The 13,079-nt window shown below is 65.5% G+C and carries 12 protein-coding genes and 1 pseudogene; 5 read left to right on the top strand and 8 right to left on the bottom strand.

The annotated features are described in order from the left end of the window. Nucleotides 1-481 precede the first annotated feature (481 nt). Nucleotides 482-1,183, top strand: coding sequence for an XRE family transcriptional regulator (locus AB0J57_RS30355; RefSeq protein ID WP_366131558.1), 702 nt, complete (start codon nt 482-484; stop codon nt 1,181-1,183). Between the two features lie 2 nt (nt 1,184-1,185). Next, entirely contained in the window at nt 1,186-1,659 is a 474-nt protein-coding gene (locus AB0J57_RS30350) for an NUDIX domain-containing protein (protein ID WP_366131557.1), read from the top strand. Here the strand turns inward: AB0J57_RS30350 and AB0J57_RS30345 are convergent. Beyond that, on the bottom strand, nt 1,647-2,213 hold the full coding sequence (locus AB0J57_RS30345; RefSeq protein WP_366131556.1) for an HD domain-containing protein: 567 nt from the start codon (nt 2,211-2,213) through the stop codon (nt 1,647-1,649). The two genes, AB0J57_RS30350 and AB0J57_RS30345, sit on opposite strands and share 13 nt — an antisense overlap. A gap of 1 nt (nt 2,214) precedes the next feature. After that, nucleotides 2,215-2,676, bottom strand: a complete 462-nt coding sequence (locus AB0J57_RS30340; RefSeq protein ID WP_366131555.1) for a GntR family transcriptional regulator — start codon at nt 2,674-2,676, stop codon at nt 2,215-2,217. Nucleotides 2,677-3,197: 521 nt separating this feature from the next. On the opposite strand from AB0J57_RS30340, the gene AB0J57_RS30335 reads away from it, so the two are divergent. Continuing rightward, nucleotides 3,198-3,779, top strand: a complete 582-nt coding sequence (locus AB0J57_RS30335; protein WP_366131554.1) for a hypothetical protein — start codon at nt 3,198-3,200, stop codon at nt 3,777-3,779. A 72-nt stretch (nt 3,780-3,851) separates the two neighbouring features. Here the strand turns inward: AB0J57_RS30335 and AB0J57_RS30330 are convergent, their stop codons facing one another. From AB0J57_RS30330 to AB0J57_RS30320, 3 genes are all read right to left on the bottom strand, one after another. Continuing rightward, a complete protein-coding gene (locus AB0J57_RS30330; RefSeq protein ID WP_366131553.1) occupies nt 3,852-4,751 on the bottom strand; it encodes an S-4TM family putative pore-forming effector in 900 nt (299 codons plus the stop codon). Between the two features lie 7 nt (nt 4,752-4,758). After that, entirely contained in the window at nt 4,759-5,637 is an 879-nt protein-coding gene (locus AB0J57_RS30325; protein WP_366131552.1) for a nucleotidyltransferase, read from the bottom strand. A 321-nt stretch (nt 5,638-5,958) separates the two neighbouring features. Further along, nucleotides 5,959-6,552, bottom strand: coding sequence for a hypothetical protein (locus AB0J57_RS30320; protein ID WP_366131551.1), 594 nt, complete (start codon nt 6,550-6,552; stop codon nt 5,959-5,961). 176 nt (nt 6,553-6,728) lie between these two features. Between AB0J57_RS30320 and AB0J57_RS30315 the strand changes: the two genes are divergently transcribed. Next, nucleotides 6,729-7,790 (top strand): HNH endonuclease, encoded by a 1,062-nt coding sequence (locus AB0J57_RS30315; protein ID WP_366131550.1) that lies wholly within the window; start codon nt 6,729-6,731, stop codon nt 7,788-7,790. Between the two features lie 521 nt (nt 7,791-8,311). Next, complete coding sequence (locus AB0J57_RS30310; protein WP_366131549.1) at nt 8,312-9,304, top strand: lytic polysaccharide monooxygenase; 993 nt, start codon at nt 8,312-8,314, stop codon at nt 9,302-9,304. 117 nt (nt 9,305-9,421) lie between these two features. On the opposite strand, the pseudogene AB0J57_RS30305 reads toward AB0J57_RS30310, so the two are convergent. The 3 genes and pseudogenes from AB0J57_RS30305 to AB0J57_RS30295 form a co-directional block, all read right to left on the bottom strand. After that, nucleotides 9,422-10,735 (bottom strand): annotated as a pseudogene (locus tag AB0J57_RS30305) (transposase). A 39-nt stretch (nt 10,736-10,774) separates the two neighbouring features. Further along, nucleotides 10,775-11,650, bottom strand: a complete 876-nt coding sequence (locus tag AB0J57_RS30300) for an alpha/beta fold hydrolase (protein WP_366131548.1) — start codon at nt 11,648-11,650, stop codon at nt 10,775-10,777. 163 nt (nt 11,651-11,813) lie between these two features. After that, the gene (locus AB0J57_RS30295) at nt 11,814-13,061 is read right to left on the bottom strand and encodes a cytochrome P450 (RefSeq protein WP_366131547.1); all 1,248 of its coding nucleotides are present in this window, start codon (nt 13,059-13,061) and stop codon (nt 11,814-11,816) included. Nucleotides 13,062-13,079: the final 18 nt, after the last annotated feature.

Here is a 13,079-nt window from a genome sequence, read left to right as displayed (position 1 = left end):
CCAGGTACTTCGCTGACCCATCAGACGCTCCTTTCTGTGCCGGTGAATGGGATGAAGCACTGCAAGGGGGACTTCGTCCCCACCCTCCGGCCGTTGCTCGCGGTCACCGGGCCACCTCGCCAGTACGGGCCGAAACCCTGTTCCACCTGGCCTTTAGCGGGATTGCAGCGTCCCCGCCCCCTGCACGTGCGGCATCAGCCGCCATCCAGCCGAGCGATGCCGCCCGTTGATGCAGTACCTGTTTTACAGGTACTGCACAGGGCGCCGTCAAGTACAGCGACGGGATCACTTGGCTTTGCGCCGGAAGTTCCTGGCGCACAATCAGCATCGGTGCAGGTGAGGGGAGTTGGTTACCCCACACGTGGACAGCTCAGGGAGTTCTGGCTACCGTCAAGAAGTCCCTAGACGTCCCATCGGGGGTGCAGATGTCCAACGAACGCCTGCGTCGGCTCTGTTAGCCCGTGGCATGACCGTTCCGGGATTGGCTGACGAGATCGGAGTCAACCCGAAAACCATTGAGCGCTGGATCACGCAGGGCAAAGTGCCGTACCGGCGGCACCAGTACGCAACGGCCGCAGCGCTCAACGTCGACGTCACGACGCTGTGGGACGACAGCCGCGCGGTCGACACCGCGACGGACTTGGCCAAAGCGGAGATCGTCGCTGTCTACCCGCATCGGCACACCGTGCCGCCCAGCCTCTGGCGTGAGCTGTACGCGAGGGCCGAGAGGAACCTTGACGTGCTCGTCTACTCGGGGCTCTTCCTGTCCGAGGATCCTGTGTTCCTGGATCTCCTGAAGAAGAAGGCTGAGGAGACCACGCAGGTGCGCATCCTGCTGGGGGATCCCGACTGCGAAGCGGTCCAGCAGCGCGGCATAGACGAGGGTCACCGGATCATGGACGGCAAGATCCGGAATGCGTTGGTGAACTATAGGCCTCTCTTTGAGAGCCACCCGGAGATCCGCTTCCGGCTGCACGCGACTACGCTCTACAACTCCATCTACCGGTCCGATGACGAGATGCTCGTCAACCCCCACGTGTATGGCATCGGTGCCTACATGGCGCCGGTCTTCCACCTGCGGCGAATGCCAGGTGGCGGCCTGTTCGACACCTACACGAATAGCATCGAACAGACCTGGGGAGGTGCACGCCAGATCACGGACCGCGACATCATGGGAGCTTGAGCATGGGACGTATCGACTACTTGCACGACCCTGACGCCCCGCCGGCCAACTCGGTCGTCCCGTCAGTCGTGGCCTTCGTGCAGAACGATGCGGGACAGGTGCTGATGATCCAGCGGTCCGACAATGGGCGCTGGGCGTTGCCCGGTGGTGGCCACGACGCGGGCGAATCGATCAGTGACACCGTGGTGCGCGAAGTCTGGGAAGAGACCGGCATCAAGGCCGAAGTCGTCAGCATGTCCGGCATCTACACCGACCCGGGTCACGTGATGCAGTACGACGACGGAGAGGTTCGCCAGCAGTTCAGCATCTGCTTTCGCGCGCGCCCCGTGGGCGGCGAGCTGCGCACGAGCAATGAGACGACACAAGTCCGCTGGGTCAACCCAGCGGACTTGTCGAAGTTGGACGTCCACCCCACCATGCGGCTCCGGATCGAGCACGCCATGGATCGCGCGCGGACGACCCCCTACATCGGCTGACGCTTGGCGCTAGCGACCCGTTCGAGGACGCGTGACGTGCTCGCGAGAATCTCCGGTTCGGCCCGGCGGATGAACGTGCCGATGAGGCTGTCGGGCCCGTACCGGCCGGCGATCTCGTTGACTCGGTCGATCGGGTTCGTGGGCGTGCCGTCCGGCGTGGTGTTCATGTCGCAGTAGCAGAGGGCGTCGTTCAGGTGCGCGCTGTCGCGGGGGAACTCGCCTTCCAGCTCCTCGCGCAGTCCCCGCCCATCTGCCTCCATCCACGCACACGAGTGGTGGGCCACCAGGTTCACGACCCGCTCGTCAGCGTGTGCCACGTCCCGGAGATAGCGGGCGCCGTCCAGCGGGTGAAACCCTGTCTTGGCAAGGTCGGGCGAGTACCCGATGTCATGGAGGACGGCCGCGGCTTCCAGCAGCTCGGCATCCTCCCCGAGGATGGGCGCGATGCTGCGCGCCCGCTCAGCGACCCCCAAGCAGTGCTTCCAGCGACGTGGCAACGGCTCAGCAAGCAGCGACTCCGCCAGGGGATAGGCCCACTCCGTCAGCTCCGACAAGCTACGAACGCTCCTCTCGAATCGGCACGGCACGGACTGTCCGCGCCTTGCCCTGCCCGCCGCTCGCCAGCACGCCGGCGGCCTCCAACTTGTCCAACGCCTTGGTCACGGTGGGGCGTGAGACTCTGAACCGCGCTGCGAGAACGGAAGCGCTGGGAAACGGTGCCCCAACCGTGAGACCTTCTTCCGCGATGATGGCGGCGATCCGGGCGTCCAGCGGGCGCCGGTCGGCTCGCTCGCCGGGCCGCACGACGCGCCACCGTCCACCAGGCACGGGCTCCGCGACACCGTCCCTCTGCAGAACGCTGAATGCACGGAGGGCGACACCGCGAGAGACCTTGTAGTCGCGCATGAGGTCAGCAGCAGAAGGAAGCTCCGTCATGTCGGGGTTCGCCTCGACCCGAGCCTTCACGGCATCGGCAATCTTCAGGTATGTCCCCCGAGGGCTGGCCTGCTGCGACACGTCGTCTCCCCTCTTCACGCCTCACTGGCTCAAGCTTGCCATGGTGTTCCATTGGCCATCGGACCTCTGACTCGGGAAGACTCGCAGCACCCGCCCCTCCTCCGCGTGCTGAAGGATCGCGCGGTTCCCTGTGCGGCGGTCCCTTCGAAGGTCTGGTCGCCGGACTTGCCCGCGCCGGTGTACTCGAAGACCGCTCCCCGTGGACTAGCGCCCAGGCGCATGGACGAGGGAGTGTGTCGGATGCGTGGGTCAGGAGTGCTCCGCCGCGCTGTGCGGGGGCGCGTCCGACACACCTCCGACACACCCTGTGTTAGCACCGCCACCTGATCTGCTCCGCCGCAGGTCAAGTAGGTTGTGATGCGCAATCGGCACAATCCGCGCCTCTGCTAGCCGCGGCACCGACACGACAGTCGTGTAGGCCAGATGGCCGAGCGCCCAAGGCGCTGGCCCTGCACTCGGAGTGATGCTCGACTCGACGACGTGGAACTCTGCTTCTCTGACGCGCTGCACGAGGTGACGGCATGGCTGCAGACAACGAGGCGACCATCCCCGAAGGCTTGATCGTTTCAGTGCTATCGGCTGTCATTGCCTCGGTAGTCGGTGTGGCAAACCTATGGTTCCAGGAGTGGCGGGCACGACGGAATGAGGAGGCCAGGCGTCGGCGACTCCTTGACGAATCCCGGGCGTATCTCGGATTTCTAACGGAGTGGGTTGACGCCCATGCAGTGATCGCGCCAGGCATCAGTATCGTCTCTGCCCAGGCGCAGGCGGCAAGAGTCCTAGATCAGCAACTGCTTGACATTCATGCGTCGTTCACCGTGGCCCGGATCCCACAGCGCACTCCGCTCTGGACCCAGTTCAGGAGGCTCCTGCTGCTGTATCCGCTCCGCTCCGTGACAGGGTCGTTGTTGCGACTGCTGTTCTACCTAGTTGTAGTCATCGTGTTCAGCGTGACTCCAGGTCTCCTCCTCGACGAGCGGAATGCCTGGGGAGACAGGATTGGCGCGTCAATACTGCTGATCGTGACAGGCGGTGGCCTTCTCTACGGACTGTGGCGCCTGGCTAATCGGCTATCACCGCACGCCAGGGTGCTCAGCCACTGAATTCCGCTGCAAGCCCTCCGGGGGCACGCAACGCACGTCCTTCGCCGATAAGTCGACTGCACCAAGTGCTGGTCAGAAACCCGCTTCCAGGGATTGACTCACGTAGTCATCCGTCCCCATGCGCATTACAGACTCCTCCCGCTGCCGGAGAAGGGCATTGAACCAGTCTGGAATCAGGGCGCCAGTCAGGCGGCTCTCCAAGATTCGATCTTGAAGCCTTCTGCATTGGCTGTCGCTCGGCGGCCTCTTGGACTTAATCGCCGAGTTCCATAGTCTGGCTGCCTCTGAATCTACCTCTTCTTTAAGTTTTGCGCTTTGTGAATTCTTGAGCCATGCGTCGATGAGCTCCTTAAAGGTCGGGGTGAGAGGGGCGTACACGCCAACGGTTGCTTCCAAGAGTGAAAGTCGAAACAGTATTGCCGCACAGGTGATGGCCGTGAAGAGGGTGATTCCAATCCAGAGGTTTAGCGCGGCCCACGATCGATGGGTGGCGATGCCCCAGCCGAGATTTGCCCTCTGGCAGATCAATATGTCGAGGGGGCGTGCAATCGATGCGTTGAGGCTGTACCAATTTTCGAGATTACTCCCTCGGTGCCTAAGGGAAGCTCTCGCCACATCGGCGGCGCTCGGCTTGTTCAGCCTTACAGTTCCCGGCCAAGGGATTCGGAAGATGCTGGTATCGAACTGCTCCTGCATCGCGGCGGCTGACTCGATCTTTCGCTTCTCTCGCGAGGAGGAAGTGATGCTCAGAATGAGCAGAGTGAAGCCGGCTACCGCGCCCACTACCGGGCGAAACGGGTGCAGGAAGAATGTCGAAATAGTGATGAGCGATCCGGCTGTCGCAACGATCGAAACTCGCGCGAAGTGGAGGGCCTTTGCGTCCGAGTAGGTTTGTCGCTGAGCTGCTAGCAGGCGTATTGATGCATCGGAATTCTGGGCTTCCCAGATCGGAGGCGTAGTGGAGCCAGTCATCGCCGGCCTACAGCACCGTCGGGAAGGAGCTGCCGAAGACCTTCTGATACTCCTGAGATGCCTCCCAATCGTCAACGGTCCACTTGTCGTAGGCAGTGAGAAGATGAGGAAGGCTTACCTTCAGGGATCGGAGGGCGCTTAGTCGATCTGTTTCTGATCCGCACGGAGTGATTCGATTGACGAGGCCAGCGGGATCGTTCATTGATCGCAATTCATTGCTGATCATCGTTCGAACCATTGATGGAAGTGCGGAAGGATAGGTGAAGTTGTCAATTGAGCTTCCGTACTGGGCGGCTCGCATCTCTAGGTAGAACGATGAGATCGGCACCGAGTTCTCGTACTTCCATGCCTTTAGGAGGCGGGCTAGACCTTTCACCTTGCCGCCGTGATCGCCATCGGCGGCACGAACATACTCCAGATGTGCCTTGGGTGCTGACTCTCGCCAGGTGTTGCCGGGGCCCGGGATGAGGAAGACGTCATGTCCGTTGGCGCCCGTGCGGCAATAGAAAGCCGGGGTGACTTCGTACTGTGTCACCAACTGCCGGAAGTCGATGCTCACAGTCGGGCGTGAGACCCAAACGTCGAACGCCTCCCAAAGCTCTCGCTTGAGAACTGCCCTCATTGCACTTAGAAAGGATGAGGGAAGAACGGTCTTTCTGCCTATCGGGATACGAGTGAAGTAGTCGACGTCGCTTTTCTGGGTGATCCCGGTGCCGTTGGAGAATGACCCGCTCTGGAAGAAGTTGAGGACCCCGTACTCGTCGCTCAGGACCTCGTGGATGCGCGCACGATATTTGGTGACCTCGTCGCGCTCCCATTTTTTAGGGGTTTTTGCTTTTAGGTACTCGGAAAATGCCTCCGAGATGGTTTCAGTGAAAAGAGACATTCTCCCCACCCCTTCACGCTTCACGCCCCTTGCGCTGTGGGGGACAGTATGCAGCGCGAGGAGGCTTTAGGGGCGAGCTTGGAAAGATCACATCGGCAGCCTTCTGGAGTGGCCAGCAGCGACCTGTGTCGTGCTCCGTCGACTAGTGGCGAGGGGCAGCCTGGGCCGTCTGTGGACCGTGCGAGGGGCTCAGGGGTGATCGATGGCGACCAACAGTGACAGGTCCGCTACGAGTGGCGACCCCGGAAGTCGCAGGTCAGCGGGTCTCTCGCCTACTGGTTCGCTCCCCGGGGGTGGCGTTCAGGCAAGATGGAGTGTTTCTTACCGTGCCGGCACATGAAGTTGCTCGTGGTGGTGCCAGATGAGGTAGCGGTCCTCGCGACGCAGTTCCGCCGAGCCCCACTCGATGCGCATGACGCCCTGGGCCATGGAGCAGGCGTAGGCGACGAGGACGAGCTTGGTGTCCTCGGACAGCAAGGCGAGGTCGGGGTGGGGTTCTGGCTCGTCGAGCTCGTCGAGGCCGAGGTCGAAGGCTTGTTGCATGGGCTCGGGGCCGTGCCGGCGTATCAGGTCGGCTCGGAGGCCCGTGGCGCGTCGCAGTCGTGCCGCCGTGACGGGGACGTCTTTCTTCGCGTAACGGAGCGGATAGATCACATGGTCGCCAAGGATCACGAGCGTGCGTCCCTGCAAGCGCACAGGCGTGGCCGCGGGGAGCGAGGCGAGGCCCACTTCCAGTTCCTCGTATTGCGCGGCGTAGAGGCCGTGTCCGTATGCCTCCAGGGTCTGGGTCTGCACTCCCTCGTGGCCGTTACGGGCTCGGGCATGGGCTCGAACCAAGCTTGCAGAGATCAGGTCGGCCAACTGGCCGGCGGCGTCGCCGAAGGCCTTCTCGGCCCACCCTGTCACGGTTGCCATGGTCTACCGCCCTTCCCCCTTGTGGCACCTGAGTGCCGAGCAGCATTCAACGAAACCGTGCAGGCTGGGTGTGAGCCGCGCAAGAGGGCATCCGGCGCACGGCCAGGCGCACAGTGCTCAGCATTTGTTGCGTCGGGTGGCAGGTGGCCGTCAGTGGTGGGCCGTACGCTGCCGCCATGCGCAAAGGAGCGATCACAAAGGTGTCCGTGCTCAAGGCCATCGCGGAATTTGACCAGTTGGGACAAGCTGCGTTCCTGGCGAAGTACGGCTTCGGCGAGGCCCGCTCGTACGTGGTGGTGCACGACGGGCGGGAGTACGACTCCAAAGCCATAGCCGGCGTGGCGCACCAGTGGGATCAGGGACGAGCCCTCAGACCTGATGAGTTCAGCGGAGGCCAGGAGCACGCCGCGGCGTGGCTGAAGCGGGCAGGCTTCCAGATCAAGGCCGTCAAGAATCCTGACTGGGCCCGGGACGAGATCATCCTTGCCTGTCAGCTCGTCATGGAGAACGGTTGGAAGGGGCTGGACGCTCAGGACGCCAGGGTGGTCGAGCTGTCAGACCTGCTCCAGATGCTTCCCATCCATGCCGAGGCGGAGCGCAACGAGAAGTTCCGCAACCCAAATGGAGTGGCGCGCAAGACGTTCGACATCGCCACGCGCCATCCGGAGTACCAGGGCAAGCCCACCAATGGCGGCGCCCTCGACGTTGCGGTGCTGATGGAGTTCCTTGCCCGGCCTGACGAGATGACCGAGGTCGCGCGGCTCATTCGGCAGGGCATCGCGGCCGGCGAGCTGCAGAGCCTTGCGCCGACCGACGACGAGGAGTTCGACGACTACAGCGCTCCTGAGGGACGGCTCCTCATGCGTCGGCACCAGGCCCGCGAGCGGAACAAGAGCCTGCGGAAGAAGAAGATCGCTTCTGTGATTCAGCACGGTGGGCGGCTGGCATGCGAAGCGTGCGGGTTCGACTTCGAGCAGGTCTACGGCGACCGCGGGGCCGGGTACATCGAGTGCCATCACGTCGTGCCGCTGCACGAAGCAGGCGAGGGGCGGACCAAGCTCAGCGATCTCGCCCTCATATGTGCCAACTGTCACCGCATGATCCACCGGCGTGCGCCATGGCCGACCCCTGAGGAACTGCGGGCATCCATCGAGCGAAAGCATGCAGATGACAGGCGTGCCGCGGAAGCCATTGCCCGACCACGCAGGGCGGCTGACGAGCAGATGCCGTCTTCGTGATCTGACATCCAGTGCTGACATCAATGTCGGCGCACAGAGGCAGCTCCGGAGGGCCGTGGGCGGCAGCCGTCGCCGGGGCCGCCAGGGTACTCAGCCGCCATAGGGCGAACTTACAAAGCAGATGTCGGCCGCATGCGGATGTTACAGGCATACCAGGTAATTCTAGCGATGCGGGCACAGTCGGTCGGTGGCTCCCTTGGGGGTCAGACGGGGAGCCACCAACCCCGGCATCAGGCGGACGTCGACGGACTACGGCGGACGGTGCACACCGTGCTGTCAAGGGCGGATGGCCGCATGAGGAGCGCCTACCTGAGCGTCTTCTTAGCGTCGCCTTAAGCGGAGCATAAGAATCCTCATCCGCCGCTGCTCGCGGCCGATTTCGGCGTTCCGAGGGGCTAGCTTGCTGATCACCGGGGCTGGTCCGGACCGTCGGTGCCGAAGCCGGGGGGCTGCGCCGCCCGTCCGGAGCCGGTCCCGTAACCCCCCACACCTGTTCGTCCCCGTCGAAGGAGAACGCCACCATGACCGATCGCCGCCGCACGGCTGCCGCCGCCGTCGCACTGGGTGTCGTGCCGCTCGCGCTCGCCGGACTGGCCGCGTCGCCGGCCTCGGCGCACGGCACGATGACCGATCCGGTCAGCCGGGTGTCCGCCTGTTACGCCGAGGGGCCGGAGAGCCCCGATTCGGCGGCGTGCAAGGCGGCGCTGGCGGCGAGCGGGCCGCAGGCGTTCTACGACTGGAACGAGGTCAACATCGCCAACGCGGCCGGCAACCACAAGCGGTTGATCCCGGACGGCAAGCTGTGCAGCGCCAATCGCGACAAGTACAAGGGGCTCGACCTGCCCCGTGGTGACTGGCCGTCGTCCCAACTGGCCGCCGGGAAGCACACCTTCCACTACAAGGCGACCGCCCCGCACAAGGGCTCCTTCGAGCTGTACATCACAAAGGACGGCTACGACCCGTCCAAGCCGCTGAAGTGGTCGGACCTGGAGGCGAAGCCGTTCGCCAAGGTCACCAATCCGAAGCTGGAGAACGGCGCGTACGTCTTCGACGGCACCGTCCCGGCGAAGTCCGGCCGCCACCTGATCTACTCGGTCTGGCAGCGTTCCGACTCTCCCGAGGCGTTCTACACCTGCTCCGACGTGGTGTTCGGCGGCAAGCAGGACACCCCCGCCCCGACCGCGTCGGCGCCCTCCGACCAGCAGATCGAGGACGGCGCGGACAAGTCGACGGTCGACCACGGCGGGCACGGTGGTGACGAGCACGGCGACACGCACCCGGCGGAGCCGTCCGCACCCGCTAGCCCCACGGCCGCCACGGAGGAGGCCAACACGCTCCAGGCCAACGGCGCCGGCACCCCGTCGCCCGCGCCCGCCGCCGCGGCGAGCGGCGAGAACCTCGCCGAGACCGGCGGCGACGGCAGCACCACGTACCTCGCCATCGGCGGCGCGGCCGTCCTGGCGATCGGCGCCGCGGTGCTGTTCGCCACCACGCGCCGCAAGTCCACGCGGTAACGAACGGGACGTGGCCTGGGCCCGCCTTCACCGGGCGGGCCCAGGCTTTCTCATGACTGGCCCACTGGGGGTCGTGCGAGGGCTCCTGGAGCGGCGGTTCGTGGAGCAAGACGTAGGTCAAATGCCCGGGCGTGAAAGTCCCAGGCTTGCACAACGGGCATCACTGGCTGCGATGCGTCGTTTGCGTCCAGCCCTTCCCCGTTGGGGGAGGTCAGGGGCCGTTGACTGGGCCCCGCGTCGCCACAACTCCCGTGCGCGCGCACGGATATTGCGGGAGCCGTTGCGGTCTGCGTGATCAACGAATCGGCAGGACCGGCACGCGAATCGGGCCTGAGAGACCCTGTTCGCTCTATCGATGTGCCCGCATTCGGCGCAGGTGCGGGAAGTGTATGCCGGGTCGACATGCACCACCGGTACGCCTGCGCGGCGGGCTTTGTACGCGATGAACTCTCCGAGCTGGGCGAAGGCCCAGGAGTGGAGGGTGGCCCTCCCCCACTGCCTTAAGGGCGTGGGAGGTGCCCCCAGGCTTGCGAAGCCGTACCCGTCCGCGGATGCCCGTCAAATCTTCCAGGGCGATGCCACGACCGGTGCGTTCCGCCTCGGCCACCAGATGTTTCGCGATCTTGTGGTTGATGTCCCTTGCGCGCCGGGCCTCCTTGCGCTTGCGCTTCCTCAGCCGCCGCTTGGCCGATGGAGTGTTCTTCCGCTGCAGCTTTGCACGCAGACCGCGCTCCCGGGCACGAACCCGGTTCAACTGGCGACCGGCCATGATTTCGCCGTCGGAGGTCGTGGCGATGTTGACGATGCCGAGGTCCACGCCGAGAAAGTCCACCGGGTCGGTGTTCAGCTCGGCTTCGGGGACTTCGCAGGTGGCATTCAGGAACCACATGCCGTCCCGGCAGAGAAGGTCGGACTCGCCCTTGCGATGCAGTGACAGCATGGCGAGCTGCTCGACGGAGGCGGTGAACACCAAGCCCTTGACCCGACCGCTGGTGGTCCAGATCGACACAGTGCGCTCAGGAATCTGCCAGGACAGCATCCGGTTGTCGTATGACTGCGCGCCATGAGCTCGGAAGGCGATGGGCCTTTCGACCGCCTCGCGGTGCTGGCGCGATCCGGGCTTGCCGAGGTTTCCGGCCTTCAGGTTCGCGTTCAGCGTCGTATATGCGTCGCAGGCCTTTTTGATGATTTGCTGGGCAGCCTGCGCCCCCATGAACCATCGTGACTTGACCTGCTCGTAGGTGTGCCTTCGCAGCGAGAAGTTCTTGAAGTCCTTCCGCTCGAAAGCGACCCCGCTGACCCTTGGGCTGCCTCGTTACAGGCCCGCAGGGTCGCCTCAAGAGCTGCCGCCTGTCCGGGCGTCGGCAGCAACTTGACCTGCACCACGAGCTTCACAGCGGGGACGCTACAGCGGTACGTCCGCACCGGCATTCGAACGCAGCAATCGCCACTCCGTGGAGTGACCACTCCTCAGTCGACGACCGACGCGCACGTGGTGGGCGTCGCGTGCGCCGGATCGAGCGCGTTCACGACCTCGTGGAACGCGATCCGGTCGAACAGCCCTATCGCCACGTGCTCGGAGAAGTCCAGGGGGCACAGATCCTGGAGGAGCACGTTCCGGACGTTCGGCCCGTCGAGGAACTGGGAGCGGTACGGGGTGACGACCTCGTCGTACTTGGTGGCGATGACGGTGTAGTGGACGCCGGGGACGGTGTCGCCGCCCTCGTTGAGCTTCTGGAGGAACGGGGAGCCGGCGACCTGGTCGGCGAGGCCCGGGGTCTTCTCGTTCAGCCACTCGGCGGCGCCCGGGAAGTACGGCAGCAGGTTGGTGAGGCCGAGCAGCGTGGTGCCGTGGTTGTCGGGGGCGAGGCCGATGAGGGCGTTCACCTTGTCGGCGCCACCGAGGAACTTGAGGTAGTGGCGGGGCATCATGCCGCCCTGGGAGTGGCCGACGAGGTCGGCCTCGGCGGCGCCGGTGGCGGCGAGGACCTTGTCGACGTACGCGTCGAGCTGTTCGGCGGACTTCTCGATGGGGCCGAGGCCGTGGAAGAACGGCACGCCGGGCAGTTGGCCGTAGTCGAGCGAGAAGACGCAGTAGCCGCGCTTGACCAGGTAGGGGGCGAGGGCGAGCCAGTTGTCGACGGAGTTGCCGAAGGTGCCGTGGACGAGGACGACCGGGCGGGGGTGGGCGGGCGACGGCTTGCAGGTGTAGTCGTTCCAGCCGCTGCTGGGGCCGGAGGCCTGGGCGGCGGAGGCGGGGGCGAGGGTCGCGGCGACGGCCAGCAGCAGGACGGCGCAGGCTCTGAGGGCACGCCGTATACGCGACGGGAGACGTGAGGGCAGCATCGAGTGGTCTCCTTGCGGCTCAAGGAATGGGGATGGGGCGATGGCGGTACGCCCTGTGGCCCGGACCACTGATGGGGAAGCACGGCCGGGTATGCCGTGCTCATGCCAAACTACGCACGGGTAGCGGCAACTGGGAAGTTACGCGTCGGTAAAAACTGACGCCCTACCACCTCACCGGCAGCCGCAGCGGAAAGCGCCGGATCGTGGCCGTGTCCCACCGCACCTCCCGCGCGGGCACCGCGAGACGCAGCCCGGGGAAGCGCGCGAGCAGGGTGCCGACGGCCACCCGCAGCTCCGCGAGCGCCAGGGGCGCGGCGACGCAGTGGTGCCCGCCCCAGCCGAACGTCATATGGGGGTGGACCGGCCGGTCCGGGTCGAGCACATGGGGGTCGCGGAACACCTCGGGGTCCCGGTTGGCCGCCAGGTACGACACATGGACGAAGTCACCCGCCCGGATGGGGACGCCCGCCACCTCCACGTCCTCCAGCGCGACGCGCGGGATGCCGACGCCCTTGCGGAACGGGATGTACCGCAGCAGTTCGTCCAGCACCACGGGCAGCCGCTCCGGACGGCGTACCAGCGCGGCCCACTGGTCCGGGCGGGTGAGCAGGACGTAGACGATGTTGCTGATCTGGCAGGTGGCCGTGTCGTTGCCGCTCAGGATGAGCGTGACCGCCAGGACCGCCAACTCCTCGTCCGTCAGCGGCCGGTCGCCGTCGTCCGCGCCGGGGGCCGCCATGGCGCTGATCAGGTCCTCGCCCGGCGTCCGGCGCCGCCGCGCGACCACGTCGGCGAAGTAGTCGCGCAGGAACCGCTTGGCGTCCGCCGCCGTCTGCCGCGCCTCCGGTGCCGTGGCCAGCATCTGGTGCGTACGGCGCAGCAGTACGGGCCGGTCGGCCTCGGGCACGTCCAGCAGTTCGCAGATGGTGTGGTGCGGCAGTGGGTTGGAGAGGTGGTGGGCCAGGTCGGCCGGCGGGCCGTGCTCGGCCATCTCGTCCAGCAGGCGGCCGGCCACCCGCTCGATGGCCGGCGTCATGCGCTCCACGCGCCTCTTGGTGAACGCCCGCGCGGCGGCGCGGCGCAGCCGGCCGCTGTGCGGCGGGTCCAGCACGTTGACCGACTCCGGGGAGACGATGGGTTCCGGTGTCAGCCGCGGATAGTCCCGGCCCACGATGGCCGCGCGGCTGAACCTCGGGTCGGTGGTCACCTGCCGTACGCCGTCGAAGCTGGTGACCAGCCAGGCCTCCGAGTCGCCGTAGGGCAGTTGGATCCGGGTCACCGGGCCGCGCGCCATGAGGTCGGCGAGCAGCGGATCGAAATCCAGGCCCTCGTGGAAGTCGAAGGGGCAGGTGACGGTGTCCGGCCATGTGGGCGGATGTTGACGGTCACGCGACGAGGCCGATCGGTTCATGGGCATATTCCGCATATG

Source organism: Streptomyces sp. NPDC049837 (genome assembly GCF_040674455.1).
Lineage (GTDB): Bacteria > Actinomycetota > Actinomycetes > Streptomycetales > Streptomycetaceae > Streptomyces.
This window is presented reverse-complemented; position numbering and strand designations above follow the sequence as displayed.

Coding starts and splice junctions, on each gene's coding strand:
- AB0J57_RS30350 (WP_366131557.1), top strand. CDS start 1,186: ATGGGACGTATCGACTACTTGCACGACCCTGACGCCCCGCCGGCCAAC.
- AB0J57_RS30335 (WP_366131554.1), top strand. CDS start 3,198: ATGGCTGCAGACAACGAGGCGACCATCCCCGAAGGCTTGATCGTTTCA.
- AB0J57_RS30330 (WP_366131553.1), bottom strand. CDS start 4,751: ATGACTGGCTCCACTACGCCTCCGATCTGGGAAGCCCAGAATTCCGAT.
- AB0J57_RS30325 (WP_366131552.1), bottom strand. CDS start 5,637: ATGTCTCTTTTCACTGAAACCATCTCGGAGGCATTTTCCGAGTACCTA.
- AB0J57_RS30320 (WP_366131551.1), bottom strand. CDS start 6,552: ATGGCAACCGTGACAGGGTGGGCCGAGAAGGCCTTCGGCGACGCCGCC.
- AB0J57_RS30315 (WP_366131550.1), top strand. CDS start 6,729: ATGCGCAAAGGAGCGATCACAAAGGTGTCCGTGCTCAAGGCCATCGCG.
- AB0J57_RS30310 (WP_366131549.1), top strand. CDS start 8,312: ATGACCGATCGCCGCCGCACGGCTGCCGCCGCCGTCGCACTGGGTGTC.
- AB0J57_RS30300 (WP_366131548.1), bottom strand. CDS start 11,650: ATGCTGCCCTCACGTCTCCCGTCGCGTATACGGCGTGCCCTCAGAGCC.
- AB0J57_RS30295 (WP_366131547.1), bottom strand. CDS start 13,061: ATGAACCGATCGGCCTCGTCGCGTGACCGTCAACATCCGCCCACATGG.